Origin of the sequence: Aromatoleum sp. (assembly GCF_032027225.1) — a bacterium.
Lineage (GTDB): Bacteria > Pseudomonadota > Gammaproteobacteria > Burkholderiales > Rhodocyclaceae > Aromatoleum.
Genome location: NZ_JAVSMM010000018.1, coordinates 43,329 through 69,229, shown reverse-complemented (window position 1 = coordinate 69,229; position 25,901 = coordinate 43,329). Strand labels below are relative to the sequence as shown.

Here is a 25,901-nt window from a genome sequence, read left to right as displayed (position 1 = left end):
AGCGGTAAGTAAAACGACGCGGAAAAGGAGGAGAGAGTGACGTTCTCGACGATGCTTGAGCCGAAGAGGCATGCGCAGCGGGTGTACGACGTCGTGGATGGTCGCGGATGCGGCGACACCACCGATCTCGTGACGAGTTCGTGGGCACGCTGCGTTAGGGACTATCGCCTCGACCCGGAAAAGCCCGCGCGGCCGGACGTCCTCGGCGACCACCGGCTCGAAGAACACCGCGCCCGCGCCGCCGACGTGATCGAGTGCGCGAAGCTCGAAATGACGACGCTGTACCAGCAGCTCGGCGACCGCGAGTGCGCCGTGGTCCTCGTCGACACCGACGGCGTGATCCTGCACATGGTGGCCGCCCCCGATTTCGCCCGCGAGATGAGCCAGCTCGGCTTCTGCCCGGGCGCGGTCTGGACCGAGGCCGCGGTCGGCACGAACGGCATGGGGACCTGCCTCGTCGTCCGCGAGCCGGTCGCCGTCCGCCAGCAGGACCACTTCTACGGCACCTACACGTCGCTGACCTGCTCCGCGGTGCCGATTTTCGACCCCGAGGGCGCGCTGGTCGCGGTGCTCGATGTCACCAGCCGCTCGCAGCTGATGCAGCAGCATTCGCTGGTGCTGCTCGGCATGACCGCGCAGATGATCGAGAACCGGCTGCTCGACCGGCGCTTCCAGGATGCGTGCCCGGTTCATTTCCACAGCCGGCCCGAGTTCGTCTACACGCTCCATGAAGGCAAGTTGGTCGTCGGCGACGACGGCGGCATTCGCGCTGCGAACCGCAGCGCGCTGTTCCAGCTCGGCTTCTGCTCGGTGCAGGACATCTATGGCAAGCAGCTCGACGAGCTGTTCCAGACCACGCTCCCGGAAATCCTGAACCGCAGCGCGCGCAGCTCCTTCCACCCGGTACCGATTTTCTGCGCCGGTCGGTCGAACCGGTTCTTCGTCGTCGCGCAGCAGCCTGCCACGCTCAACGTCGCGTCCGGCGAGCGCGCCGTGAAGTCCGCACCCGCTGGCGCCCGCGTGGCGGACGACGGCGGCGCACAGCAGTTCGGCGACGACCGCATCGCGTCACAGCTGCAGCTCGCGAGCCGCGTCATCGCGAAGCGGATTCCGGTGCTGCTGCACGGCGAGACGGGCGCGGGCAAGGAGGTGTTCGCGCGGGCCTTGCACGACGGCAGCCCTTACGCGTCCGGCGCCTTCGTCGCGCTCAACTGCGCGTCGCTGCCTGAGACGCTGATCGAGAGCGAGCTCTTCGGTTATCGCGCCGGCGCCTTCACCGGCGCACAGCGCAACGGCCGGCGCGGCAAGATCCTGCAGTCGGATCGCGGCACGCTGTTTCTCGACGAGATCGGCGACATGCCGCTCGCACTGCAAGCCCGGCTGCTGCGCGTTCTGGACGAGCGACAGGTTTCGCCGCTCGGGTCCGAGGAGATCGTCGCGGTCGACTTCCAGCTCGTCAGCGCGAGCCACCGCGACCTGCCGAAACTCGTCGCCGAAGGCGCGTTCCGCGAGGATCTCTACTATCGCCTGTCGGGCCTCGAGGTGTCGCTGCCGCCGCTGCGCGAGCGCCAAAACAAGCGTGAGCTGCTCTATCGGGTGCTCGCGGACGAGGCGGGGGACGAGCAGATCGACATCGACCCGGACGCCGAGGCGCTGCTGATGAGTTATCCGTGGCCGGGCAATCTCCGCCAGCTGCGCCACGTGCTGCGCACCGCGGTGGTACTCGCCGACGGCGGCCGTCTGCGACTTGCCGATCTGCCGCCGGCGCTGCGCCAGCGTGCGGCCGAACGACCCGAGCCTGCCGCTAGTGCCGCGCGGCTGACCGTGCTTTCCGGCGACAGCTCCGCGGGCGTGCACCCCGACGACGAACTGCCCGCGCTCAACCCGCTCCAGGCCAGCGAGCGCGCGGTGCTGCTCGGCCTGCTCGAAGAACAACGCTGGAACATAAGCAATGTCGCCAAAGCACTCGACGTCAGCCGCAACACCCTCTATCGCCGGCTGCACCGGCTCCGCATCCCGCTGTCCCACAGCGACTCCGCGACCGCCTGAGGAAAGCGACCGGATGGAAGCGGCGGTCCGCGCGACCGGCGGCACGGCGGGCGACGCGTCGCGCCGCAGCCGCTTCGCCTGGACCGTCACCGGCTCGGGCCATTTCCTGACGGAGGCGATGGAGCTCGCGTTCCGTCTGCCCGAGGTGGATTTCTTTCTCTCCGCCGCCGCCGAGGAAGTGCTGCCGCTCTATGGCTACCCGATCGACGCGCTCAAGGAACGCTTCCGCGTGTTCCGCGACAAGAGCGCGAGCTCGGTGCCGGTCGGCATGCTCTATGACGACGTGTACCACACCGTCGTCGTCGCGCCGGCGACGAGCAACACGGTCGCCAAATGCGCGTTCGGCATCTCCGACACCCTGCCGACCAACATGTTCGCGCAGGCCGGCAAGCTCGCGATTCCCGGCATCGTATTTGCGTGTGACAGCGAACCGGTCGTCATCACGAAGAGCCCGCGCGAGTGGGTCGAGCTGCGCCCGCGCAACATCGACCTCGACAACGTCGCGCGGCTCAGGGCGGTCGATCACTGCGTCGTCGTGGAATCCGTCGCAACCCTGGAGCAGGCCCTCAATGCGCGTCTCGCGGAGATGGCTGAACTGAAACAGCCCCCACGCTCACTTCGTTCGCTGCCCCCCGAGGGGGCTGAGGCCTCCCTTGGGGCGGCCCAGCGGGAGCCCTGAAATGGAGCACATTGTCTTCCTGACGGGACGGCTTGCTCTGCCGAACCTCGAACGGGTGCTCACGGGCATGGAACCGGCGCCGTTCACCTGGGAGGTGCGGGAGATCGGCCTGCAGGTCGCGGGGCTGATGACGGCGGACATGATCCGCCGCCGCATCGCCACCGCGCCGAGCGCCGACCGCATTCTCGTGCCGGGCCGCTGCCGCGGCGACCTCGCGGCGCTGTCCGCGCATTACGGCGTGCCGGTGGAGCGCGGGCCGGAGGAGCTCAAGGACATACCGCGTCATTTCAATCGAGCGGCGCAGGCGAACCGGCTCGACGACTACGACATCGAGATCTTCGCCGAGATCGTCGACGCGCCGCGGCTCGACGTCCCCGAGATCGTCGCGCGCGCCGAGATCCTCGCCGCCGACGGCGCGGACGTCATCGACCTCGGCTGCCTGCCGGCGACGCCGTTCCCGCATCTGGAGGACGCGGTCGCCGCGCTGAAGGCCGCCGGCTTTCGCATCAGTGTCGATTCGCAGGACGTCGACGAGCTGCTGCGCGGCGGGCGGGCGGGTGCGGACTATCTCCTCAGCCTGACGCTCGACAGCTTGTGGATCGCCAACGAAGTTGCGGCGACGCCGGTGCTGATCCCGCGCGAGCCGTCGGACGAGGCGTCGCTTTACGCAGCGGTCGAGGCGATGCAGCGGCGCGGGCGGCCGTTCCTCGCCGATGCGATCCTCGACCCGATCCCGTTCGGGCTGCTCGGGTCGCTGTGCCGATATCAGCGGCTGCGCGAGCGCTTCGCGGACATCGCGATCATGATGGGCGTCGGCAACGTCACCGAGCTCACCGAGGCCGACACCAGCGGCATCAATGCGGTGCTCTTCGGCATCGCCGCCGAGCTGCGCGCCGGCGCGGTGCTGACGACGCAGGTGAGCAGGCACGCACGGCGGGCGGTGCGCGAAGCCGATGTCGCGCGACGCGTGATGTACCAGGCCCGCGAGACCAGTTCGCTGCCGAAGGGCATGACCGACGCGCTGATGACGGTGCACGGGAAGTACCCGTTTCCCGATTCCCCGGACGAGATCGCCGAGACCGCTCGGAGCGTCCGCGACCCGAGCTTCCGCGTGCAGATCTCGCAGCGCGGGCTGCACATCTACAACCGCGACGGCCACCACGTCGACACCGACCCGTTCGCGCTCTATCCGCGTCTCGGCGTCGAGGCCGATGGCGGGCACGCGTTCTATCTCGGCGTCGAGCTCGCCCGCGCGGAAATCGCATGGTCGCTCGGCAAGCGCTACAGCCAGGACCAACCGCTGGACTGGGGCTGCGCGACCGACCGCCCGGTGGACGATCGCCTGCAGCAATGCGCCCCCGGACCGACGCGGCGAAAACCCTCCTCGGGCGCGAGCACGCGACCGGAATGCGTGACGGAGCAGCCATGATCTTCGAAACCCTCGTGACCACCGTGGCGCCGGACGGGCGCGTGCATTTCGCGCCGATGGGCGCGCGCTACGCCGGCGACGAGGTCGTGCTGATGCCGTTCAAGCCTTCGGCGACGCTCGACAACATCGTCGGGAGCGGCTGCGCCGTGCTCAACCTGACGACCGACGTACGTGTTTTCGCCGGCTGCGTCACGGGTCGGCGCGAGTGGCCGACGCTGCCGGCCGAGCGTATCGCCGGCGAGCGGCTCGTCTCGGCACTCGCGCATGTCGAGCTGCGCCTGCTGCGCTGCGACGACGACGCGCAGCGGCCGGTGCTGCACCTGGAGCGGGTCTGCGAGCGCACGCACGCGCCGTTTCCCGGCTTCAACCGCGCGCAGGCCGCCGTCATCGAAGGCGCGGTGCTGGTCAGCCGCCTGCGGCTGCTGCCGCCGGAAAAGGTCGATGACGAGATGACTTACCTGCAGATCGCGATCGACAAGACGGCAGGGCCGGCGGAGCGCGAAGCCTGGAGCTGGCTCACCACGGCGGTCGCCGAATTCCGTTCGCCCGCGGGCAAAGCAGGCAACGTCGAAAGCAGGGCGCCGGCGACGGCGGAAACGCTCGCGGTAGGACCAGCCGGGAAGTTGCACGCATGATCAGACTCCTCGCCAGCGTGCGGGACGAAGCCGAAGCCCTTGCGGCGGCGGCTGGGGGCGCCGATTTCATCGACCTCAAGGAGCCCAGCGCCGGCGCGCTCGGTGGTTTGGCTCCGGCCCGCATCCGGGAAATCGTCGCGGTGCTGCGCCAGGTCCGCCCGGATTTGCCGATCAGCGCGACGATCGGCGACCACGCGGCCGACGAACTCGAGCGTATCGATGAGTTCGTCGCGGCGGTCGGCGACTGCGACGTCGATTACGTCAAGGTCGGCGTCGCCGGCGGCAATGCGCAAACGCAGCGCGCGCTCCTCGAGCGCCTCGCCGCCCCGGTGCCGGCGGTCGTGCCGGTGTTCATCGCGGACCGCGGACTCGACTTCGCGGTCGTCGAACACGCCTGCCGGCTGCCGTTTCCAGCGCTGATGGCCGACACCGAAGACAAGCGCGCCGGCAGCCTGTTCGACTGCGTCGCGGTCGCCGACCTCGCGCGCTTCGTCGCGCTCGCCCGTCGCGCTGGGAAGCTCGTCGGACTCTCGGGCGGGCTGCGCGAACATCATCTTCCGAACCTCGCCGCGCTCGCACCGGATTTCGCCGGTTTTCGCGGCGCGCTATGCGAAGGCACACGAGTGGCGACGCTCGCGCCAGCAAAGCTCGCGCGGCTGCGGGACGTGCTTCAGGTCACCGTGCAGGCCGAAGCCGACGAGGTCCGTCTCGGATGAGTTGCAGCGACATCGTTGGTGACGCGTAGCCGTGTGCGACGCCGCCGGCGTTGCTGTCGCTCGTTCCGGTCTGCGCTCGCACCGACCTATGAGGTGATCAACTGGCAGTGTCCTGTGCGGGGTCGGATCGACGACCCACCCGGCAACGGACCATGGTCGGCTGCGGCCGGCGGCCAAAGACGGCGCACTTTCCGATCAGAAGCTTGCGGCGACGTTAGCTGCTCACCCCGATCGACGTCCTGGATCGGCTCACTGTGGCCTGCGTCGGGCAGGCTCGACGACCCATCGGCAACTACACGGCGGGCAGCCGCCGCGGGAGACAAGCCTTCACGCCACCGATTCGCCGATCAGCAGTTCCCGCAGCCGTACGACGTCCGTGCGTTCGAGCAGGTGGATCGGGTAGGGCGCGGCCGCAGCGAGCGTCGGGAAGCGGCGGTCAACGATGCCGTCGGCAGCGAGGACGTCCCACTCGGTGGCGGCCGGGGTCGCGAGCGGGACCGGGCAGGATTTCACGAGGATTGCGCGCTCCGCGTTGAGGCGGTTCGCGAGCCACAGCGCGAGGCTGTCCGACGTGACGTCCCAGTTCGTCAGCTCGTCCGCTTCGCGGCGCAGCAGCTGGAGCGGCATCCACAATCCGACCCGCCCGCTGCGCACCGCACGCTCGAGTTCGTATTCGTCGGCGGCGAGGACCAGATCGGGGCAAAGCCCGTGGAGCATGAACGCGAACTGGCCCATGCCGAGGACCGCCATGTTGTGCGCGGCGACATCGTCGAACTGCCACACCTGCTGTGAGTGCCGCGCTTCCTCGGTGTAGCAGCCGCCTCCGGGGACGATGACGACGCGCCCGCCACCGAGGTCGCTGAGCTGACGGAGCCAGTCGGCGAGCAGGCGGTCCTTGGCGAGGCTGCCGCCGATCTTGACTACCCACATCGCGAGCTCCAGCGGTCGAGCAGCAGCGCGACGGCGACGCTCGGCGCGCAGGTGTCGGTCCATCGGCCGATCTCGCTCGCCGTTGTCGCGTCGAAGCCCGCCACGCGATTGAAAGGGACGAACGGGCGGCCGAGTTGCGCCGCGAGTTCGCGCGCGAGGAACAGGCCGCAACCGGCGCCGACGACGGGCGCGGCTGCCGGTAGGTCGGCCTCGCGGGCGACGCGGGTGATGTTCGTCGCGATCTCGGCGAGCAGCGCTTCGCGCCAGTGGCCGGCGAAAGCCGTCCATTGCGCGAGCTCGGCATCGCGGGCGTCCATGCCGATCATTCGCGCGAGGCGGCGGCAGATCGCAGTCGTGTCCTTGTCGCCGCCGTCGGCTGCCGGATGCTGGTCGTGCTCCGCATCGAGCTCGCCGGTGAGGCGGAAGACGTCGGCGGTCGTCGCGAAGAACTCGTTCATCACGTTGTAGCGCCGCGAGCCGAAATCGATCTGCCGCGCGAGTGCGCACAGCGGGGTACGGGCGACGCCGATGTAGACGAGCTCCCCGTTCGCGAGGCGGTCGGCGTCAGTGCGGCCCAGGGGCCGCGGCTCGCCGTTGCGGATCGGAATGAGATCGGTGGTCGTGCTGCCGATGTCGGCGAGCAGCGCGTTGGGGTGTCGAGCCGCGATCTGATGCGCGGTCGCGAGCCAGTTGGCCGACGCGATGTCGCGCCAGCGGCCGGGCGCTTCGGCCCGGGTCAGCCAGGCCGCCGGACCGGCGAAGAAGCGCGTCGCCGGTCCGAGGCGCGCGCCGATCCGGTCGACCAGCGCGGCGACGCCGGCTTCGCGGTCGGGAAACAGGTCGGTCATCTCGGCGGTCATCGTCACGCCGTGACGCGCGCCGTCGAGGCCGGGCCAGCGGGCGCGGGCGGCATCGATCGCTGCGTCCAGATGGGCGAGCCCCTGCCACAGCGGTGCAGGCCACTGCGCGACTTCGCGGACGCGGCCGCCGAGCGTGACGCTGGCCTTCACGTGGGCCCCGCCGACGTCCCATCCCAGCACGGGAGCGTGAGGGTGTTCGAACTCAATGCTCGACAAGGCCGACAGGCTCCGGTTGGTGCGCGCGCAGGATCTCGGCCGCGAGATTGCGGCCGAGCGCGGCGGACAGCCCGACGTAGGCGCACGTCAGGCGAGGATTGACTTCGATGACGGTCGCGTGGCTCGCGTCGCCGAGATCGCCCGGCACTTCGGCGGCCGGCTGCCAGACGAGATCGACGCCGACGTAGCCGGCGAGGCCCGGAATCGCCGCCGTGATGCGCTCCGCGAGTGCGGCGAGCCTTCGTCCGGTCCGGCCATGGAGCGCCATCACGCCGACGTCGACGCCGCGGTAGGCGAGGGAGCCGTCCGTAGCCACCGCGATGCGTTGCCGGTTGATGCTCAATAGCTCGGCCTCGCGCCGCGAGCATCGCAGCGAAAGGCTCAGCGGGATGCCGTCGATCCACGTCTCGGCGGTACTAGTGAGGCCCTGCCCGCCGCGGGCGAGCAGGTCGTCGCGGGCGTGGGCGAAGTCGCAATGCACGCGAATCTGCTCGCCGCCGGCCCCGTCGTCGGGCTTGACGACCCACGGTCCGGCGGATTCGGGCTCGGGTCGGCCCGGTGCCCAGGCGCGCGGGACGCGGATGCCGTGCGACGCGAGGCGCGCGCGGGTCGCGGTCTTCGACGCAGCGATGCGGATCGCCGGCGGCGTGCAGCCGATCCAGCGTTCCGGCGCGACGGCGGCAGCGAGCGCGGCGAGCAGTCCGTCGCCCTCGGGGGCGATCGCCCACACGCAGTCGTGACCGTGCGCCTCGCGGGCGAGGAAATCCGCCGCCGCAAGCGGGTGGCCGTCGGCATCCGCGAGGATCGGGCGGACACGGCGGAGGTTCGCGGGAAGCGGCGCGTGGCGGGTCGCGACGCAGGACACGATGACGTCGTCGAGCTGCTGCAGGTCCGCGAGCAGCGCGTCCCGCATCGCCACGCCCTGTGCGAGCAGCCCCGCGTCCGGCGGCGCACAGTCGCCCGTCGCCGCCAGCCCGCCGCCGCTGATACATTCGTACACCAACACTTTTTTCTTCGCGCTCATGCAAGTCATTCCCGTCATCGATCTTCTTGCCGGCCAGGTCGTCCGCGCGGTTCGCGGCGAGCGCAGCGCCTACCGGCCGGTGCAGTCCGAACTGTGCGACGGCAGCGAACCGTTGGTCGTCACCCGCGCGCTGCTCGACTACACCGCTTCCGAAACCCTCTACATCGCCGACCTCGACGCGCTGAACGGCGGCGCAGTGCAGGCCGGCGTCCTCGCCGCGCTGCTGTCGGCGCTGCCGCAGACCGCGATCTGGCTCGACGGCGGTTTTCGCGGCGCTGACGAATTCGCCGCGCTGGCGCTCCGCCTCGGCACCGCGGCGCAGCGCGTCACGCCGGTGTTCGGCAGCGAATCCCTCGTCACCCCGGCCGCCGTGCGCGACTGCTTCGCCGATCCGCGGCGGGCGATCCTTTCGCTCGACCGGCGCGGCAACCAGCTCCTCGATCCGGCCGGGTGCTGGACTACCGAGGCGCTGTGGCCCGACCGCCTGATCGTCATGACCCTCGACCGCGTCGGCGCATTCGCCGGCCCCGACCTCGACACGCTCGCGGCGATCCGCCGCCGTGCGCCCGGTGCTTCACTGATCGGCGCCGGAGGCATTCGCGACGAGGCCGATCTCGAGGCCGCCGCTGCTTCCGGCGCCGAGGCGTGGCTCGTCGCGTCCGCGCTCCACGACCGGCGGCTCATCCCGCACGCATCGCGCCGCTGACCCGCCGACCCTCTCGCAGCGTCGCCAGCGCCATCCTTTCACCCGCCTCGAAACACAATCCATGCCAAGTGCAGCCGCGGCGGACGTGCGATCGGCTGCCCCTCGCGCGGCGCGGCGCGGGGACCGAGTGTCCGCAATCGGGAGCACTCTGTAACGGCGCAGTCTGTAACCGGGCTGTCATGCCTGCGGCGGCCCGGCCGCCTGTGTCTCTCGTCCGCGGGCGCGCGGCGCTCATGCGAATCGCTCCGCAGCCCGTTTCTCCACGGCCGTCGCTCGATGGCACGTCATTTGCGTTTGCCTACGCCAGAACAGGAACGAAGTGCCTGTTCCCCCCGCGTTTCCGCCTTGTTGGGCGGATCGCACAGACCGAGCGTCAGCAGCGTCGGTGGGGCATGTGGTGATAGTTCCGACGTTCGGCATCGAAAGCTTCGTAAAAAACAAGGAGACATTTCAATGCACATAGCCTACAAGCATCACCTCGCGGCTGCCGTTGCCCTCGCTTGTTCGGGTCTCGCCGTGGCGGATGCGGAGCTCGACCGGCTCAAGAAGGACCCGGGAAACTGGGTGATGCAGGCGGGGGACGAATACAACCAGCGCTACAGCACGCTCAAGCAGATCAACGCCGACAACGTTGGAAAACTGCAGGCTGCGTGGACCTTCTCGACCGGCGTGCTGCGCGGCCACGAAGGGTCGCCGCTGGTGATCGGCGAAATGATGTACATCCACACGCCGTTCCCGAACAACGTGTTCGCGCTCGACCTGAACACGCACGAAATCATCTGGAAGCACGAGCCGAAGCAGGACTCGTCGGTGCCTGCGCAGATGTGCTGCGACACCGTGAACCGCGGCCTCGCGTATGCGGACGGGAAGATCTTCCTGCAGCGCGCCGACAGCGTGCTCGAGGCCCTCGATGCGAAGACGGGCAAGGTCGTATGGTCGGTGACGAACGGCGACGCGAAGCTCGGTGCGGTCGCGACGAACGCGCCGCACGTGTTCGGCGACAAGGTGATCACCGGCATCTCGGGCGGCGAGTGGGGCGTGCGCGGCCACCTGACCGCCTACGACGTCAAGACCGGCAAGCTCGTCTGGCGGGGCTATAGCACGGGCCCGGACGACGAGATGCTGATCGATCCGCAGAAAACCATGACCTGGACCGACGGCAAGCTGGCGCCGGTGGGCAAGGATTCGTCGCTGAAGACCTGGAAGGGCGACCAGTGGAAAATCGGCGGCGGCACGACCTGGGGCTGGTACAGCTACGACAAGGATCTGAACCTGGTGTATTACGGCACCGGCAACCCGAGCACGTGGAACCCGTCGCAGCGCCCGGGCGACAACAAGTGGTCGATGACGATTTTCGCGCGCGACCTCGACACCGGCAAGGCGAAGTGGGTCTACCAGATGACGCCGCACGACGAGTGGGACTTCGATGGCGTCAACGAGATGGTGCTCGCCGACATCGACGTCAAGGGCAAGAAGACGAAGGCGCTGGTGCACTTCGACCGCAACGGCTTCGCCTACACGCTCGACCGCACGAACGGTGCGCTGCTGGTCGCCGAGAAGTACGACCCCGTGGTGAACTGGGCGACCCATGTCGACATGAAGACCGGGCGGCCGCAAGTCGTGGCACAGTACAGCACGCACCAGAACGGTCCCGACAAGAACACCAAGGGCGTCTGCCCGTCGGCGCTCGGGACCAAGGACCAGCAGCCCGCTGCTTTCCACCCGAAGACCGGCCTCTTCTACGTGCCGACCAACCACGTCTGCATGGACTACGAGCCGTTCGAGATCGAGTACAGCGCGGGGCAGCCGTACGTCGGCGCCACCCTCGCGATGTACCCGGCGCCGAAGAGCCATGGCGGCATGGGCAACTTCGTCGCGTGGGACGCCGGTCAGGGCAAGATCGTCTGGTCCAAGCCGGAGAAGTTCTCGGTGTGGAGCGGGGCGCTGACGACCGCCGGTGACGTGGTGTTCTACGGCACGCTCGAAGGCTACCTCAAGGCGGTGCGCCTCTCCGATGGCAAGGAGCTGTGGAAGTTCAAGAACCCGTCGGGCGTCATCGGCAACGTGTTCACGTACCTGTACAAGGGCAAGCAGTATGTCGGGGTCTATTCGGGCATCGGCGGCTGGGCCGGCATCGGCATGGCAGCGGGTCTCGAAAAGGACGCCGATGGCCTCGGCGCAGTGGGCGGCTATCGGGATCTGCAGAAGTACACGGCACTCGGCGGCTCGCTCGCAGTGTTCGCGCTTCCCGACTGATACGTGTGAGGCCCGGGGGCCGCAGGGCGCCCCGGGGGCAGGTCTTCGATGCCGAACGCCTCCCAGCCCCGATCGAAGCTCACACAAGCAGACGCCCGACCGGTCGCACCACTGCGATCGGGGCGGGCGCAAAACCTCGAAATTGAGGAGACAAACCGATGAAAGCTGCATTCGTCATTTCCACGGCCGTCCTGCTGACGTGCATCGCGGTCCCCGCGACCGCGCTCAGCGACAACAAGGCCGGCGACCCGCTTTACAAGGTCGTCGACGGCTACAAGGTCGACCAGGACACGATGCAGGGCTTTCGCACCTGGCGCTCCGCCGCGTGCGACCGCTGCCACGGCCCGAACCAGGAAGGCATGGTCGGACCTTCGCTGATCGAGCGCCTGAAGGTGCTCACACCCGAAGAGTTCAGGATCACGGTGCTCGAGGGACGCATGGACAAGGGAATGCCCAGCTTCAGCGGCAACGCGAAGGTGAGCGAGCATATCGACGAGCTTTATGCGTATCTCAAGGGGCGTTCCGACGGCGCGATCACCCGCGCCAAGGTCGTCGAGCTCGAGGAGTAGCGCGATGGCCCGCCTTTCAGCGCCGCTTCGCCCCTGGTTGCCGCTGCTCGTCGCCCTTGCCCTCGGCGGCACAGCAGCCTCCGCAGTCGCCGACGACGCGCCGCGGCGCGAAGCGTTCCGCGTCTGCAAGGATCCCAACAACATGCCCTTCACCAACGCCAGCGGCGAGGGCTTCGAGGACAAGATCGCGGCGCTGTTCGCCGCCGAGCTCGGGCTGCCGGTCGAGACCTACACCTTTCCGCAGCGCCTGGCCTTCGTCCGCAACACGCTGCGCTACAAGCTGCCCGGAAAGGACTACCCCTGCGACATCGTCATGGGTGTGCCGGCCGACTTCGGCCAGCTCTTGCCGACGCGGCCGTATTACCGCTCGACCTACGTCCTCGTCTTTCCGGCCGCGAAAGCGCTCGCCAACGTCGACAGCGCCGACGACTTCCTCGCGCTGCCGCGGCCGACGCTCGCGGGCCTCAGGATCGGCGTCTTCGACCGCTCGCCCGGCTCGGCGTGGCTCGACCGTCACCAGCTCGTGGACTCCGGCGTGCCATACCGCGTGATGAGCCCGAACCCGGACGAGGTCCCCGCGGACGTCGTCGCGCGTGACCTGGCGTCGGGTGCGATCGACGCCGCGGTCGTGTGGGGGCCGATCGGCAGCTACCTCGTGCGCGAAGCGAAGGACAGCGCGCTGCGGATCGTCCCGCTGGCGTCGGAGCCGGGCGTCCAGTTCGACTACTCGATCGCGATGGGGGTGCGTTTCGGCGAGAAGGCGTGGAAGGCGCAGATCGAGACGCTGATCGAACGCAATCAGGACCGCATCGACGCGATCCTGCACGAGTACGGCGTGCCGCTGCTTCCTGCACAGGCGTCCGCCGCCGTCGCGTCCGCGACACCGCTCGCCGCGACGGTGCCGGCGGCGCAGGCCGCGCGCTGACCGGGGCGGGCTCGAATGCATCACCTGGACGTTCGCCACCGGACGGCGCCGATGAGGAGAAGTCGATCGATGCGACGGTGGATTATGTCATCCGCGCTGGCGGCGCTGTTCCTGGGCGGCGCCGTTCACGCGGAGGTCGCACCGCAGGACGGCACGGACTTCTCGTCGGCCGAGCAGCAGGTCTTCGCCGCGCCCCACCTCGAAAATCTGCCCGACTCCGCGACCCTGCGCTACCGCTATCGCAAGAACGAGGCGGGCCAGGCGGCCGTGGACGACGAGGTCGTCGTTACCGCCCGGCGCGAGGAAGGCCGGCCGGGCAGGGCGGTGCAGGTCGATTACCTGCACGGCGACCGCCATCTCGCGCTGCCCGAGGTCGATAACGCGACCAGCAACCCGCTGATCCTGTATTTCCTCGAGTCCGACGTGCGCGACATGCACCGACGTCTCGGCGGACAGGAAAATTACTTCAGACGCCGCATCCGTCTTGCGCTCGCCGAGGGCGCGCATGTGAGCACCGTCGCCGTGCGCTATCGCGGCCAGGTCCTGCAGGGCACGCGCGTCGAGATTCACCCGTACGCGAATGACACGCTCGCGGAACGGTTCCGCGGAATGGCGGACAAGGTCTACCTGTTCACGCTGTCGCCGCAGGTTCCGGGCGGGGTGTACGAACTGCGCAGCCGCGTTGCCGCCGTCGCGTCGAGGGAGGAGCCGCTGCTCGAAGAGATCCTCACGCTGCGCGACGAGGCGTCCGACGGCACGCCGCCGAACGCGCCCGCACCGGGTTACATCACAAAAGGGGAATAGCGAATGAAGAAGCTGCTCGTGCTGTGCGTGATCGGCCTTTTGCCGGGCAGCCCGGCGGTCGCGGCCGAGGGGGCCAACGATTTCCCGACGCTCGCCCGCGTGGAGTACGTGCTCGGCTGTGCGCGCGACGCAAAGGGTCCGGAGCTGGAGAAGCTGTACAAGTGCAGCTGCGTCATCGACGCGGTCGCGCAGCGCCTGACGCACGACGAGTACGTCGAATATTCCACCGCCGCCAATGCCTTCGGCATCGGTGGCGAGCGCGGCGAGATGATGCGCGCCTACGCCGGCGGCAAGGAGATGGCCGGGAAGTATCGCGCGGTGCAGGCCGAGGCGCGCAAGGCGTGCCTGATGCAATGACGCGCTCCGGGGCCGGGAGCCTATCGCTCCGCGCCCTGTTTGCCGTTCTGTGCACGGCGGGGTCTCTTGCCGCGCTGTCGCCCGCGCGAGGAAGCGACGTCGCGCCACTGGAAGTCACCGAATCCGCGGCCGGCGTCTTCGTCCACGCGGGCGTCCACGAAGAGACGACTTCCGACAATCTGGGCGATATCGCGAACATCGGCTTCATCGTCGGCGAAAAATGCGTCGCCGTGATCGACAGCGGCGGCAGTCCCGCGGTCGGTCGTGCGCTCGCCGCCGCCGTGCGCAGCAGGACGAGTCTTCCGGTGTGCTACGTGATCAACACCCACATGCACCCGGACCACGTGTTCGGCAATGCGGCCTTCCTCGACGCGGCGCCCCGGCCGCGGTTCGTCGGCAGCGTGCAGCTGCCGCAGGCGCTCGCGGCGCGCGACGAGCACTATCGCGCGGCGCTGGCGGCGGCCCTCGGCACGAGTTCGGACAGCCTCCGCCTCGTCCCGCCCGACCTGCTCGTCGACGCGCCGCTGCGGCTCGACCTCGGCGGTCGCGTGCTGTCGCTGCAGCGCTGGCCGACGGCTCACACCGACAACGATTTGACGGTGTTCGACGAGACGACCGGCACGCTGTGGCTCGGGGATCTGCTGTTCGACCAGCGCATTCCGTCCATCGACGGAAGCATCAAGGGCTGGCTCGAGGTCTCGGCCCGCTTGCGCGAACTGCCGGCGCGGCAGGTCATCCCCGGCCATGGCAGGATCGCGCCGCCGTGGCCGGCGACGCTCGACACGCAGACGCGCTACCTCGAACAGGTCGTTGCCCGCGTGCGCGATGCGCTCGCCCGGGGCCTCACACTGCAGCAGACGGTGGAAGCGAGCGACGCGGCCGACGCGAGCGCGTGGCGGCTTGCCGAGGGCTATCACCGGCGCAATCTCACCGCGGCCTATGCCGAACTCGAATGGGAGTAGTGACGATGGCGAGACAGCTCGTTCTGATTGCGCTCGGCGTGTTTCTCGCCTGTCGCGCCGGCTCCGCACCGGGGGCCGATCCGGCCGACGACCCGGATGCGAGTCCGCAATGGCAGCAGGTGCGCGCCGCGCTGTTCGGCTCGCGGCCGATCGCGGTCGCGACCCCCGACGTGCTGACCCTCGAAGCGCCATACCGTGCCGAGGACGCGGCGATCGTGCCGATCGCGCTGCGCAGCCGCATCGAGCAGTCGCAGGCGCGCTACGTCAGGACCGCATGGCTCGTCATCGACGGCAACCCGTCACCGCTTGCGGGGACCTTCCATTTCACGCCGGAGAGTGGCCGCGCCGACCTCGAGACGCGCGTGCGCGTCGAGCAGTACACCTTCATGCGCGCGATCGCCGAACTCGACGACGGCTCGCTCCACATGGCGACGCGCTTCGTCAAGGCGTCGGGCGGCTGTTCGGCGCCGGCCGCGAAAGACCCCGCGGCTGCCGCTGCCAACCTCGGTCGCATGAAGCTGAAGGTCGACGACACCGGGGAGCCGCGCCGCGCGCAGCTGATGGTGAGCCATCCGAACACGTCGGGCCTCGCGATGGACCAGATCACGCGGCTGTATCCGACGGCCCGTTTCGTGCGCCAGGTCACGGTGCGATACCGCGACAAGCCGGTGCTGATCGCCGATGTCGATTTCTCGATCAGCGAGAACCCGAGCTTCCGCTTCCTGTTCCGCAGCGACGACGGCGGGGACCTCGCGGCCGAGGTCGTCGATACCGACGGCCGGACTTTCGAGAGTCGCATTCCGGTCGGTTCGACCGGCGAGGGCGCGTGAATGCGTGCGACCGCGCCCGGCCGTGCCTTGCTCGCCGCGGCCGCAGTGATTGCGGCCGCCCTGAGCGCGACCGCGAGCGCTCGTGCGGCGGAGTTCGACTCGATCGCACCCGGCGCCTTCGTGCTAACCGGGCCAGCGCTCGCCGCGTCCGCCGCGCCGCACGAAGAGGCGGGGAACGTCGGCCTGCTGGTCGGGAGCGACGCGGCGCTGCTGGTCGACACCGGCGCTTCGGCCCGCCAGGGACGCGAAGTCCTCGCCGCAGCCCGCCGGGCCACCGACCGGCCCGTGCGCTCGGCGCTGATTTCCCATCGCCAGCCGGAATTCCTGTTCGGCGCCGGCGCGTTGCAGGACGCCGGCGTCCCGATCGTCACGCATCCGCGCACCGCCGAGCTCATCGCCCAACGTTGTGCAATCTGTCTGCGGCGCTCCATCGAAGCCTACGGCGCCGACGCGATGGCGGAGACCCGCGTACCGCGGGCGGACCGGCTCGCTGAAGGAGACTACGCGGTCGATCTCGGCGGGCGCCGCGTCGAGGTCCTCGACTTCGGCCCGGCGAGCACGCCCGGCAACGTCGCGGTGCTCGACCGCGAGAATGGGCTCCTGTTCGCCGGCGGCCTCGTCGTCGTCGGGCGCGTGCCCGTTGCGCGGGACGCGGACGTCGCGGCCTGGATCGCCGCGCTCGATCGTATTGCCACACTGCCGGCGACGCGCATCGTGCCCGGGCACGGCCCGGTCGTCGCCGTCGAAACCGTCGCGGCGCTGCGCGCCTATCTCGTCGCGCTCGACGCCGAGGTGCGGCGTCGGTACGCGTCCGGTGCCGCGCTGTCCGCCACGCTCGACGAGGCCGCGCTGCCGGATTACGCGACCTGGGTCGGATACCCCGAGGTGCACCGGCAGAACGTTCTCCACCTCTACCGCGCGCTCGAACAGGCCGAGCTGGAAGGGACTGCGCCCGCGCCGACGGGTAAGTGAGCAAGAACCGAGGCGCAGGCGAGGCGGCCATGAAAAAGGGCCGCAACTGCGGCCCTTGCGTCAACGCGGTGAAACTGAGGCGGTCTTCAGAACTTCGCGACCGGGGCGGGCGCGGACGCATCGGCGACCGGCGACTGATCCGGCACCTGGCGCGTGAACTTCCAGCCCGCAGGCGTGTTCACGAACGCGAATCCGGTCGGCTGATCGATGTAGACGTCGAACGAACCGGCGCGCGATTTGGCGACCGCATCGATCGAAGTCAGATGCTTGCCGTAGGGGGCGTCGTCGTTTGGCGTTTCGGCCCGCGCGCCGAAGCTCGCGGCCAAAAGAACGGCGGTGACGGCGGCGATTGTGGAAGTGAGTTTCATGGTGGGCTCCTTTCAGGTCTGAGAAGGCTCACCGGGGTTGCGGTGTGCTGTGGTGCAGCGCACTTGTTATCCGCGGTATCGAATCGCCGCGTATATTACCCGCAAATGGTGCAGTGCAGCAAGTCGTGTCCGTGACCTGCGCCACCAGAACTCGCATCGGCATCGCCTTCGCATTGCGCGGACGGCGTAGTGACGGTGCGCGATGACCTACAGCGGCCGGGGGTGGCGGTGTTGTCGCCGGCGCGCGGTCGAATTTCCGGTTCTTCCCGCTTAGGGGGAGGCCCTCACCGCATCCGTTACGCGCAGGTACTTGCATTCGGGGTGGTCGAAGTACTTCTCCCGATCGCACGCCGCTTTCATGCAGCGATAGAGGGAGAACTGCGTGCGTGATCCGCACAGCACCCGCGGATTGTTCGATTCTTCCTCGACGAGCCTGGCCTGCGGCGGGGCTTCCTTTGCGACGGCGGGAGATTTCCGAGGCGCCCGCCTGGGCGGCGGTTCCGCGACGGGCGTCTGTTTGTCCCCGGCCGGCTCGCTCGGGGCCGCTTCCGCCGGGGCGGTGGGAGAGTTCGGGCGTGCCCGCTCCGGTAGTGCTTCGGCGAGGCTCCGGTCTTGGTCGAGGACTGGCTCGGTAGCGGTGTCGTCCGTCGCCGTGTTCGAGGACGACCGCAACGGCGGTTCGGCCGCCGCTCGGGCTGACAGCGCCGTCGCAAAGTTCTCCGGCCGTTCCTCGGGCGGGACCGTCGCCGGGCGATCCGGCTCCACGCTCGCCGCGGGCTCGGGCCGGTGAGCCGTCGGCTCGGGGGGAACGGTCGCCGGCGGCATGGGAGGGAGGAGGGACGCGGGCTGCCCGTCCGATTCCGGGCCAAGCGCCAGCGAGCGCAGTTCGGCCTTCGCGCCGCGGTAGTCCGACCACATCATCCAGCCGCCCGCCCCGAGGACGACGAGCAGCGCTGCAGCCGCACCGATGAACAGTGCGCGGCGCCCGCCGCGCGCTTTCGCATCGCGCCGGGGCCGCTGAGACCCGCGCGCGTCCTGCGGATTCGTATCGCCCTCGGATGCCGAAAATTCCCCGAACTCCGGCCCATCCGGGCTCAATGCGGCATCGAGTGCGGCCCGCCAGGCGGCGTCATCGCCATCGTCGGCGCCTGTTGCGGGAGTTTGCGTGCCGGACGACGCGAGCCGCGATCGCGGGTCCCGCTCCGGAGTCGTTTGCGAGTTCGGTGCCGTTTCCCGCAGCCACGGTTCCGCGCGCTTGCGGGCCGTGTCCTCGACGTTCTCGACCGCCGCGGCTTTCAGGGAAACCATGAACGGCGCAGTCTCTTCGGACGGAGACTCCGGCGGGGGCGACGTTGCGCGGCGCTTCGCTTTCTCGATGACGGACGGCACGCCGAGCGAGTCCGCGGCGCCCCGGCCGCCGAGCAGCGCGCGTCGGAATTCGGCGACGCTTTGGGGGCGCTCCTGGGGTCTTACATTGAGCGCGCGTTCGATCGCGGAGACGAAGGCGACGCTGTAGTTCAGGTCCGGGAAGCTGCGGCCGATGCGGTCCACCACCTGGAACAGCGGCTCCATCTGATCGTCGACCGCCCGGACGGTGGAGGCCATCGGCGGCTCGCCGCTGACGCAGTAGTAGGCGACCGCAGCGAGCGCGTAGAGATCGGTCCACGGACCCTGCCGCAACTGTGTCGATTCCGCGTACTGCTCGATCGGCGCAAAGCCGGGGTTGAGGATGACGGTGGCGGCGTCGGTGCGATCCGCGACGAGGTGGCGCGCGGCCCCGGAATCCAGCAGCACCGGCCGGCCGTGGGCTTGCAGCAGGATGTTCTGCGGCGAGATGTTCCCGTGATGACAGGCGGCGCCGTGCAGAACGTCGAGCGCGTCGAGCAGCGGCAACAGCAGATCGCGCAGCCAGGCTTCGTCCGGCGGATGCGTCATCGCCCCGCGTGCGAGCTCGACCGTGACCCCTTCGTAGTAGGGCATCGCCATGTAGGCGGTGCCGTTGGCTTCCCAGAAGCGATAGACGCGCATCAGCGCCGGGTGGTCGAAGCGCGCCAGCAGACGAGCCCGGTTGACGAAGGACTCGAGGCCGAGGGCGAAGGTCGCTGCGTGCCCGTGCGAGCGCAGCACGATCTCCGTTCCCTTGCCCCGCGACGCCAGCGCCGCAGGCAGGTATTCCTTGATCGCGATCTGACGTTCGAGGCCGTGGTCCGTCGCGAGATAGACGATCCCCGATCGCCCTTCGCCGAGGACGGACAGGAGCTCGTACTCGGCGAACCGCGTGCCTCGCGGCAAGGCGTCGTGGCTCGGCCCGATCGGGTGGCGCGTCGGTTCCGTCGCACCGGGACCGCTGTTTGGGGGGAGTTGGGAAGGAGGGGCTGGGTTCATCGGGCAAACGGCGAGAAAGGGGGCGTTCGCGGCGATGCGCTCCAACGTCGGTTTGAGCGTCGCCGCCACGAACCTATTCGTCGGCGGACCGCGAAGATTGCTTGCCGCGGTGCAGCAAGGGTACGCGGCTCACCCGAAATCGGGGGTTTTCTAATCTTTTTTCACAAATTCCGGGGGGATCCGGACGGCGGATTTCGCGTTAAATACCCGATAAGAATGAAAAAACTCGGCGGCAACGCAAGCTGTCCGAAGGATCGGCGGTCGGCGTTGCCCGCGGCGTGGTGATGCGCTTCATATGCCACGCAAATAGTAGCTGGCGACGAACTGCCGATGGGATTTTCATCGTTCGCGGAGGTCGTCGATCGTGACGGTGGCGGCGAATTTCCTTCAATCGGCGACGGCGCGCCGGGGCGCGGACGTTGGGGTGGATCGGCGGAATCGATCCGCTCGGCGTCGTGACAGTGTGTCCCGGCGCTGCCCTGTGCGGCCCTGACACACTGTTGAGCCGGGCGGCGAGAAGGACGGCGAATCGCGGCGAAGACTGGGCGCTGCCCGTTGGCATAGCGCTTGCCTGATGACGGCCATGACTGCCATCACTGTTCCCGATTCCTCGACCGCGCCGACGGGCCAGCCCTGGACGTGTCCGTTCTGCCCGCTGTCGTGCGACGGTTATCGCATCTCGGCGGGTGAGGGCCCCGCGCTCGTCGACAGCGACTGTCCGCGCGCCGCGGCCGCGCTTTCGCACTTCGGCGCCTCTGCGTCGTCGGCGATGCCCCGACACGACGGGCGACCAGCGGACCACGCCAGCGCGATCGCGGCCGCTGCGGCGATCCTCGCCGGGAGCCGCCAGCCGATCTTCGGCGGGCTCGCGACCGACGTCGCCGGGATGCGCGCGCTGTATCGCCTCGCCGATGCGAGCGGCGCGATCCTCGACCACGCGAACGGCGGCGCGCTGATGCATTCGACGCGGGCGCTGCAGGATCGCGGCGTCTTCTACACGACGCTCGCCGAGATCCGCAACCGCGCCGACCTCGTCGTCTGCCTCGGTACGAACGCGGTTGATCATTACCCGGAATTCTTCCGGCGCACCGCGCCCGCGGCCGGCGCACCCGCGCGACAAGTGGTCTTCGTCGGCGCGGCGGCCGACCGCGCGACGCCCGGCCTCGACGGTTGCACGACGCAGGAGATCCCGTTCGTCGGCGACGTGTTCGATACCGCTGCGCTCCTTGCCGCGCGCGTCGCGGGGCGTGGCACGGCGATGTCCGATCCCGCGCTCGACGCGCTTGCCGCGCGCATGCAAGCGGCGCGCTATACCGTGATCGTGTGGGAGTCCGGCAGCCTGCCGGAGCACGGCGCGCTCGTCGCGGAGACGATCCAGCGCATCGTCAATACGCTGAATCGCACGACGCGCGCCGCCGCGTTCTGCCTCGGCGGCGGGGACGGCGGCTATACCGCGAACCAGGTCACGACCTGGCTGTCCGGCCTGCCGCTGCGCACCGGCGTCCATGCGCGGGGGCTGGTGCACGAGCCGCAACGCTACGCCGCCGACCGCCTCGTCGCCGACCGGGCGGTCGACGCGCTGCTGTGGGTGTCGAGCTTCGGGCCCGATCTCGTGCCGCCCACGAGCGACCTGCCGCTCGTGCTGCTCGGCCATCCCGATCTGCAGGCCGCGCTCGACGACCGGCCCGACACGATCTTCATCCCGGTGTCGACGCCCGGCATCGGCTCCGCCGGCCATCTCTTCCGCGCCGACGGCGGCATCGTCGTGCCGCTGACGCCGATCTACGCCGACACGCTGCCGACGGTCGCGCAGGTCGCCGACGACATCGGTCGCGCGCTCGCCGAGCGTCGGAGAACCGAACAAGGAGGCGCGCGATGAGCACGATCCGACTGCGCGGCGGCCGCGTTTATGACCCGGCCAACGGCGTCGACGGCGAGGTGCGCGACATCGGCATGCGCGACGGGCGCATCGTCGATCTGCATCCGGCCGAGCGCGTCGACCGCGACTACGACGTGTCGGGCAGGGTCGTGATGGCGGGCGGCATCGACATGCATACGCACATCGGCGGCGGCAAGGTGAACCTCGCGCGCATGCTGCTGCCCGAAGACCACCGCGCGAACCGTGCGCCGGAAAACCCGCTCGAGCTCGCATCCAGCGGCTGCTGCACGCCCGGCACGCTTGCGACCGGCTACCGCTACGCCGAGATGGGCTACACCGCGGCGTTCGAGCCCGCGATGGCGATATCGAACGCGCGCCACGCGCACATGGAGATGGGCGACACGCCTATCCTCGACCACGGCGCGTACGTGATGCTCGGCAACGACGAGCTGTTCCTGCAAATGCTCGCCGAGCGGCAGGACTTCCAGCGCATCCGCGACTACGTCGGCTGGACGATCAAGGCGACGCGCGCGATGGGCGTCAAGGTCGTGAATCCGGGCGGCATCTCGGCGTTCAAGTTCAATCAGCGCAAGCTCGACGTCGACGAGGATCACGCGCACTGGCGCGTGACGCCGCGGGAGGTCGTGCAGGTGCTCGCCCGCGCGGTGCATGAGCTCGGGGTGCCACAGCCGCTGCACATCCACGCCAGCAACCTCGGCGTGCCGGGAAACATCGAATCGACGCTGGCGACGATCGCCGCGCTCGACGGGCTGCCCGGCCATCTCACCCACGTGCAGTTCCACAGCTACGGCAACGAAGGCGCGCGCAAGTTTTCGTCGGCGGCGCGGCAGCTCGCCGAGGTGGTAAAGGCGCATCCGAACGTCAGCATCGACGTCGGCCAGATCATCTTCGGCCAGACCGTCACCGCATCCGGCGACACGATGCGCCAGCACGCGAACGCGGACCTCGGCAGCCCGCGCAAGTGGATCGGTGCGGACATCGAGTGCGACGCCGGCTGCGGCGTCGTGCCGTTCCGCTACCGCGAGCAGAGCTACGTGAATGCGCTGCAGTGGGCGATCGGCCTCGAACTCTTCCTGCTGATGGACGATCCGTGGCGCGTCGTGCTGACGACGGACCATCCGAACGGCGGCCCGTTCACGAGCTACCCGCACCTGATCCGCCTGCTGATGGACAAGAGCTTCCGCGACGAGCAGCTCGCGAAGCTGCATCCCGACGTCGCGGCGACCGCGGAATTGCGCGAGATCCGGCGCGAGCTGTCCTTGTACGACATCGCGATCATGACGCGCGCAGCGCCGGCGCAGCTCCTCGGTCTTGCCGACCGCGGCCAGCTCGGCATCGGTGCGGCCGCGGACATCGCCGTCTATCGCGACGACGCCGACCGCGAAACGATGTTCACCGCCCCCGAGTACGTGTTCAAGGACGGCGAGCTGGTCGCGCGGCGTGGCCGCATCGAGGCGACGCCGGTCGGCGGCACGCACTTCCTCGAGCCCGAATACGACCGCGGCATCGAGCGCGAACTCGCACGCTACAGCGCGGAGCACCTGTCGACGAGCTGGCGTCACGCCGAAATCGGGCGCGACGAACTGTGCTCGTGCGCGAATGGCGGCCGGCTGCTGCCGTGCCGACTTCACGGCCGGGGAGGGCGGACATGAGCTCGGCCATTGTCGCCGTCGCAGGACGGCTGAACCGCGCAGCGGTGCTGTCCGCCGCATGCACCCCCGCGCCGGAACCGCTGACCGTCCGGCGCAAGGTGCTTCGCTTCTCCGCCCTACGTTCGGCGGTGTCAAACCCATGGAGGGCAGTTCGGTGAGCACAGGCGCCGCTGTCGAAATCAACGGCGTCGTCGTCGACGACACCTTCGCCGAAGCCTTTCCGATGAAGGCGACGCGGGTCGTGATCACCGCCCACAATGCGACCTGGGCGCGGCACGCGGCGGTAGCGATGACCGGCTTCGCGACCTCGGTGATCGCCTGCGGTTGCGAGGCCGGCATCGAGCGCACCGTCCCGCCGGACGAGACGCCGGACGGGCGTCCCGGCGTCGCGGTGCTGCTGTTCTCGATGTCGGGCAAGGAGCTCGCGAAGCAGCTCGAGCGGCGCGTCGGCCAGTGCGTGCTGACCTGCCCGACGACCGCGATCTACGCCGGCCTCGACGACGCGGCCGCGGAGCGGATCGCGCTCGGCAAGAACCTGCGCTTCTTCGGTGACGGCGGACAGATCTCGAAGATGATCGATGGCGCGCGCTACTGGCGCGTGCCGGTGATGGACGGTGAGTTCGTCGCCGAGGAAACGACGCCGGTCGTGAAGGCGGTCGGCGGTGGCAATCTGCTGATCCTCGCGCGCGACACCGAAGCCGCGCTCGGCGCCGCGGAGGCGGCGGTCGCGGCGATGTGCGCGCTCACCGGCGTGATCATGCCGTTTCCCGGCGGCGTCGTACGCTCGGGCTCGAAGATCGGCAGCAAGTACGCGTCACTGCCGGCGTCGACCAACGACGCGTTCTGCCCGTCGCTCGCGCCGCTGGTGAAGAAGACCGAACTGGGCGCGGACATCGGCTGCGTGATGGAAGTCGTCATCGACGGGCTGACCGCCGAGGACGTCGCCGCGGCGATGCGGGTCGGCATGGAGGCGATCCTCGCGCGCGGCGCGGCGGCCGGCGTGCGGCGGATCTCCGCCGGCAACTACGGCGGCAAGCTCGGCCCGTTTCTCTATCCACTGCACAAGGTGCTCGCCGGGGAGGGCGCATGACGACGCAAAACAGCTTCGGCGCCGCCGCCTCGTTCCGCTTGCGGCTGCGCACGCCGCCGACGCTGCGCCTCGAACTCGCCGGACTCACGCCCTTGTCGGTCGCCGGCCAGAGCGCGGCCGATGTCGCACGGCGGCCGGTATGGCACGGCAACGAGGCGATGCCGCTCGGTGAATGGTTCGATGTCGAAGCGATTGCCGGCAACGATGCAACGCTCGTTTTCGAAGGCGATCTGTCGCGCTGCGACGGTATCGGCCGGGAGCTCGACGGCGGATGCATCCGCGTCGAAGGCGATGCCGGTGATTACGTCGGCGCCGGCATGCGGGACGGTGAGATCGTCGTCGCCGGCAGCGCCGGGATGCTCGCCGCGTGCGAGATGTCCGGCGGCAGGCTGGAAGTCGCGGGCGACGTCGGCGACTACGCCGCGAGCGCGCTGCCGGGCGACATGGACGGCATGCGCGGCGGCCTCTTCATCGTTCGCGGCGACGCCGGCGCGCGCTTCGGCGACCGCATGCGCCGCGGCACCGCGCTGGTGTTCGGCGGCACGGGCGACTTCCTCGCGTCGCGGATGGTCGCCGGCACGATCGCCGTCGCCGGCGAGGCCGGCGCGCACTGCGGCTACGGCATGCGCCGCGGAACGCTGATCTTCGCCGGACCGCAGCCCGAACCGCCATCGACCTTCGCGCCGACCGGCCACGACATCGGCGTGATCTGGGCGCTGCTCGCGCGCAGTCTCGCGAAGCACGGCGGGCCGTTCGCCGGGCTCGCCGTCAGCCGTCCGCGCCGTCTCGTCGGCGACCTCGCCGCAGACGGCAAGGGGGAGTGGCTGCTGCCCGCCTGAATTCCGATCGACGCGACCCGCCGCGCGGGTCACTACCCCGAAACCCCGACAGGAGCATTCCGATGAACAGCAACTTCATTTTCCACGCCGGCGAAGCCACCGTCTTCGCAGCCGAAGGCCAATACACCGACGCGATGCCCGAAATCCTGATCGGCCGCAGCGACGGCCCGGTCGGACAGGCCTTCGCAAACATGATGGCGCAGAGCAAGGGCCACACGGCGATGTTCGCGATCCGCGCCTGCAACCAGATGGTGCGGCCGCCGACGATCCTCGTGCCGAAGGTCACTTTGCGCGACAGCGCGAACATCGAGCTGTTCGGCGGCGTCGTGCAGTCCGCGACGGCCGACGCGGTCGTCGACTGCCTCATCGAAGGCGTGATCCCCAGGGAGCACGCAAACGATCTGTGCATCATCAGCCTCGTGTGGATCGATCCGCGCTGCGCGACGCACGCCGAGCTCGACAAGAAGGACATGTACCGCACGAATTACGAGGCGACGAAGCTGGCGATCCACCGCGCGCTGGCGAACGAGCCCAGCGTCGACGAGCTGATCGCGAACCGCCACAGCATTCGGCACGACATGGACGACTGGAGCTGACGCCGACGCGCGTCGCCGAACTTCCAGCCGGTCCCCTTCGGACTGAACCTTTCGCCATCGGCCGCCGCTCGGCGGTCGAGGCCCTGCCGCCGTCTTCGGCACATCCGTGCGCAGGGCTCGCGACGAACGGAAGCGGTCGATTACCGCATCGA

24 protein-coding genes are annotated in these 25,901 nt (G+C 69.4%); 19 read left to right on the top strand and 5 right to left on the bottom strand.

The genetic code is table 11. The annotated features are described in order from the left end of the window. Positions 1–36 precede the first annotated feature (36 nt). Genes ROZ37_RS17550 through ROZ37_RS17530 form a run of 5 tightly spaced genes read left to right on the top strand, consistent with a single transcriptional unit; the run spans position 37 to position 5,508 of the window. Entirely contained in the window at positions 37–2,049 is a 2,013-nt protein-coding gene (locus ROZ37_RS17550) for a sigma-54-dependent Fis family transcriptional regulator (RefSeq protein ID WP_312661283.1), read from the top strand. Positions 2,050–2,062: 13 nt separating this feature from the next. Continuing rightward, the gene (locus tag ROZ37_RS17545) at positions 2,063–2,728 is read left to right on the top strand and encodes a flavoprotein (protein WP_312661282.1); all 666 of its coding nucleotides are present in this window, start codon (positions 2,063–2,065) and stop codon (positions 2,726–2,728) included. 1 nt (position 2,729) lies between these two features. Further along, positions 2,730–4,157 (top strand): DUF6513 domain-containing protein, encoded by a 1,428-nt coding sequence (locus ROZ37_RS17540; RefSeq protein ID WP_312661281.1) that lies wholly within the window; start codon positions 2,730–2,732, stop codon positions 4,155–4,157. Beyond that, the gene (locus tag ROZ37_RS17535; RefSeq protein ID WP_312661280.1) at positions 4,154–4,792 is read left to right on the top strand and encodes a DUF447 domain-containing protein; all 639 of its coding nucleotides are present in this window, start codon (positions 4,154–4,156) and stop codon (positions 4,790–4,792) included. Before ROZ37_RS17540 ends, ROZ37_RS17535 begins: the two co-directional genes overlap by 4 nt. Next, on the top strand, positions 4,789–5,508 hold the full coding sequence (locus tag ROZ37_RS17530; RefSeq protein ID WP_312661279.1) for a (5-formylfuran-3-yl)methyl phosphate synthase: 720 nt from the start codon (positions 4,789–4,791) through the stop codon (positions 5,506–5,508). The genes ROZ37_RS17535 and ROZ37_RS17530 overlap by 4 nt, the downstream gene beginning before the upstream one ends. Positions 5,509–5,835: 327 nt before the next feature. Here the strand turns inward: ROZ37_RS17530 and ROZ37_RS17525 are convergent, their stop codons facing one another. The 3 genes from ROZ37_RS17525 to ROZ37_RS17515 are packed head-to-tail and all read right to left on the bottom strand — an operon-like array spanning position 5,836 to position 8,538. Further along, entirely contained in the window at positions 5,836–6,438 is a 603-nt protein-coding gene (locus ROZ37_RS17525) for an aspartate kinase (protein WP_312661278.1), read from the bottom strand. Continuing rightward, the gene (locus tag ROZ37_RS17520) at positions 6,429–7,514 is read right to left on the bottom strand and encodes a hydantoinase/oxoprolinase family protein (RefSeq protein WP_312661276.1); all 1,086 of its coding nucleotides are present in this window, start codon (positions 7,512–7,514) and stop codon (positions 6,429–6,431) included. Before ROZ37_RS17520 ends, ROZ37_RS17525 begins: the two co-directional genes overlap by 10 nt. After that, on the bottom strand, positions 7,501–8,538 hold the full coding sequence (locus ROZ37_RS17515) for an ATP-grasp domain-containing protein (protein WP_312661274.1): 1,038 nt from the start codon (positions 8,536–8,538) through the stop codon (positions 7,501–7,503). The genes ROZ37_RS17520 and ROZ37_RS17515 overlap by 14 nt, the downstream gene beginning before the upstream one ends. Here ROZ37_RS17515 and ROZ37_RS17510 point away from each other — a divergent pair. The 9 genes from ROZ37_RS17510 (at position 8,537) to ROZ37_RS17470 (ending at position 16,919) form a co-directional block, all read left to right on the top strand. Continuing rightward, positions 8,537–9,244, top strand: coding sequence for a HisA/HisF-related TIM barrel protein (locus ROZ37_RS17510; RefSeq protein WP_312661273.1), 708 nt, complete (start codon positions 8,537–8,539; stop codon positions 9,242–9,244). The genes ROZ37_RS17515 and ROZ37_RS17510 overlap by 2 nt on opposite strands. Before the next feature lie 453 nt (positions 9,245–9,697). Continuing rightward, on the top strand, positions 9,698–11,500 hold the full coding sequence (locus ROZ37_RS17505; protein WP_312661272.1) for a methanol/ethanol family PQQ-dependent dehydrogenase: 1,803 nt from the start codon (positions 9,698–9,700) through the stop codon (positions 11,498–11,500). A 158-nt stretch (positions 11,501–11,658) separates the two neighbouring features. After that, positions 11,659–12,069: a cytochrome c gene (locus ROZ37_RS17500; RefSeq protein ID WP_312661270.1), complete on the top strand. Its 411-nt coding sequence runs from the start codon at positions 11,659–11,661 to the stop codon at positions 12,067–12,069. A 4-nt stretch (positions 12,070–12,073) separates the two neighbouring features. Continuing rightward, positions 12,074–12,994, top strand: coding sequence for a quinoprotein dehydrogenase-associated putative ABC transporter substrate-binding protein (locus ROZ37_RS17495; protein WP_312661268.1), 921 nt, complete (start codon positions 12,074–12,076; stop codon positions 12,992–12,994). A gap of 69 nt (positions 12,995–13,063) precedes the next feature. Further along, positions 13,064–13,798, top strand: coding sequence for a hypothetical protein (locus tag ROZ37_RS17490; protein WP_312661266.1), 735 nt, complete (start codon positions 13,064–13,066; stop codon positions 13,796–13,798). Between the two features lie 3 nt (positions 13,799–13,801). Beyond that, entirely contained in the window at positions 13,802–14,155 is a 354-nt protein-coding gene (locus ROZ37_RS17485; RefSeq protein ID WP_312661265.1) for a hypothetical protein, read from the top strand. Continuing rightward, on the top strand, positions 14,152–15,117 hold the full coding sequence (locus tag ROZ37_RS17480; RefSeq protein ID WP_312661263.1) for a quinoprotein relay system zinc metallohydrolase 2: 966 nt from the start codon (positions 14,152–14,154) through the stop codon (positions 15,115–15,117). The genes ROZ37_RS17485 and ROZ37_RS17480 overlap by 4 nt, the downstream gene beginning before the upstream one ends. Before the next feature lie 5 nt (positions 15,118–15,122). Further along, entirely contained in the window at positions 15,123–15,947 is an 825-nt protein-coding gene (locus ROZ37_RS17475) for a quinoprotein dehydrogenase-associated SoxYZ-like carrier (RefSeq protein ID WP_312661262.1), read from the top strand. Next, positions 15,948–16,919: an MBL fold metallo-hydrolase gene (locus tag ROZ37_RS17470; RefSeq protein WP_312661260.1), complete on the top strand. Its 972-nt coding sequence runs from the start codon at positions 15,948–15,950 to the stop codon at positions 16,917–16,919. 86 nt (positions 16,920–17,005) lie between these two features. Here ROZ37_RS17470 and ROZ37_RS17465 read toward each other — a convergent pair whose 3' ends face one another. Beyond that, complete coding sequence (locus ROZ37_RS17465; RefSeq protein WP_312661258.1) at positions 17,006–17,287, bottom strand: hypothetical protein; 282 nt, start codon at positions 17,285–17,287, stop codon at positions 17,006–17,008. Positions 17,288–17,557: 270 nt separating this feature from the next. Next, positions 17,558–19,579, bottom strand: a complete 2,022-nt coding sequence (locus ROZ37_RS17460; protein WP_312661257.1) for a protein kinase domain-containing protein — start codon at positions 19,577–19,579, stop codon at positions 17,558–17,560. 676 nt (positions 19,580–20,255) lie between these two features. Here ROZ37_RS17460 and ROZ37_RS17455 point away from each other — a divergent pair. The 5 genes from ROZ37_RS17455 (at position 20,256) to fae (ending at position 25,749) form a co-directional block, all read left to right on the top strand. Continuing rightward, entirely contained in the window at positions 20,256–21,551 is a 1,296-nt protein-coding gene (locus ROZ37_RS17455; RefSeq protein ID WP_312661256.1) for a formylmethanofuran dehydrogenase, read from the top strand. Then, the gene (locus ROZ37_RS17450; RefSeq protein ID WP_312661255.1) at positions 21,548–23,224 is read left to right on the top strand and encodes a formylmethanofuran dehydrogenase subunit A; all 1,677 of its coding nucleotides are present in this window, start codon (positions 21,548–21,550) and stop codon (positions 23,222–23,224) included. The genes ROZ37_RS17455 and ROZ37_RS17450 overlap by 4 nt, the downstream gene beginning before the upstream one ends. A gap of 154 nt (positions 23,225–23,378) precedes the next feature. Continuing rightward, positions 23,379–24,314, top strand: coding sequence for a formylmethanofuran--tetrahydromethanopterin N-formyltransferase (gene fhcD / locus ROZ37_RS17445; protein ID WP_312661254.1), 936 nt, complete (start codon positions 23,379–23,381; stop codon positions 24,312–24,314). Further along, positions 24,311–25,153: a formylmethanofuran dehydrogenase subunit C gene (locus ROZ37_RS17440; RefSeq protein WP_312661252.1), complete on the top strand. Its 843-nt coding sequence runs from the start codon at positions 24,311–24,313 to the stop codon at positions 25,151–25,153. The genes fhcD and ROZ37_RS17440 overlap by 4 nt, the downstream gene beginning before the upstream one ends. 62 nt (positions 25,154–25,215) lie before the next feature. Then, on the top strand, positions 25,216–25,749 hold the full coding sequence (gene fae, locus ROZ37_RS17435; RefSeq protein ID WP_312661251.1) for a formaldehyde-activating enzyme: 534 nt from the start codon (positions 25,216–25,218) through the stop codon (positions 25,747–25,749). The last annotated feature ends 152 nt before the right edge of the window (positions 25,750–25,901 follow it).

Bases quoted from the DNA above. Each gene is read 5' to 3' on its own strand.
- ROZ37_RS17545 (WP_312661282.1), top strand. From the start codon at position 2,063: ATGGAAGCGGCGGTCCGCGCGACCGGCGGCACGGCGGGCGACGCGTCG.
- ROZ37_RS17540 (WP_312661281.1), top strand. From the start codon at position 2,730: ATGGAGCACATTGTCTTCCTGACGGGACGGCTTGCTCTGCCGAACCTC.
- ROZ37_RS17535 (WP_312661280.1), top strand. From the start codon at position 4,154: ATGATCTTCGAAACCCTCGTGACCACCGTGGCGCCGGACGGGCGCGTG.
- ROZ37_RS17530 (WP_312661279.1), top strand. From the start codon at position 4,789: ATGATCAGACTCCTCGCCAGCGTGCGGGACGAAGCCGAAGCCCTTGCG.
- ROZ37_RS17525 (WP_312661278.1), bottom strand. From the start codon at position 6,438: ATGTGGGTAGTCAAGATCGGCGGCAGCCTCGCCAAGGACCGCCTGCTC.
- ROZ37_RS17510 (WP_312661273.1), top strand. From the start codon at position 8,537: ATGCAAGTCATTCCCGTCATCGATCTTCTTGCCGGCCAGGTCGTCCGC.
- ROZ37_RS17515 (WP_312661274.1), bottom strand. From the start codon at position 8,538: ATGAGCGCGAAGAAAAAAGTGTTGGTGTACGAATGTATCAGCGGCGGC.
- ROZ37_RS17505 (WP_312661272.1), top strand. From the start codon at position 9,698: ATGCACATAGCCTACAAGCATCACCTCGCGGCTGCCGTTGCCCTCGCT.
- ROZ37_RS17500 (WP_312661270.1), top strand. From the start codon at position 11,659: ATGAAAGCTGCATTCGTCATTTCCACGGCCGTCCTGCTGACGTGCATC.
- ROZ37_RS17495 (WP_312661268.1), top strand. From the start codon at position 12,074: ATGGCCCGCCTTTCAGCGCCGCTTCGCCCCTGGTTGCCGCTGCTCGTC.
- ROZ37_RS17490 (WP_312661266.1), top strand. From the start codon at position 13,064: ATGCGACGGTGGATTATGTCATCCGCGCTGGCGGCGCTGTTCCTGGGC.
- ROZ37_RS17485 (WP_312661265.1), top strand. From the start codon at position 13,802: ATGAAGAAGCTGCTCGTGCTGTGCGTGATCGGCCTTTTGCCGGGCAGC.
- ROZ37_RS17480 (WP_312661263.1), top strand. From the start codon at position 14,152: ATGACGCGCTCCGGGGCCGGGAGCCTATCGCTCCGCGCCCTGTTTGCC.
- ROZ37_RS17475 (WP_312661262.1), top strand. From the start codon at position 15,123: ATGGCGAGACAGCTCGTTCTGATTGCGCTCGGCGTGTTTCTCGCCTGT.
- ROZ37_RS17470 (WP_312661260.1), top strand. From the start codon at position 15,948: ATGCGTGCGACCGCGCCCGGCCGTGCCTTGCTCGCCGCGGCCGCAGTG.
- ROZ37_RS17465 (WP_312661258.1), bottom strand. From the start codon at position 17,287: ATGAAACTCACTTCCACAATCGCCGCCGTCACCGCCGTTCTTTTGGCC.
- ROZ37_RS17455 (WP_312661256.1), top strand. From the start codon at position 20,256: ATGACTGCCATCACTGTTCCCGATTCCTCGACCGCGCCGACGGGCCAG.
- ROZ37_RS17450 (WP_312661255.1), top strand. From the start codon at position 21,548: ATGAGCACGATCCGACTGCGCGGCGGCCGCGTTTATGACCCGGCCAAC.
- ROZ37_RS17440 (WP_312661252.1), top strand. From the start codon at position 24,311: ATGACGACGCAAAACAGCTTCGGCGCCGCCGCCTCGTTCCGCTTGCGG.
- fae (WP_312661251.1), top strand. From the start codon at position 25,216: ATGAACAGCAACTTCATTTTCCACGCCGGCGAAGCCACCGTCTTCGCA.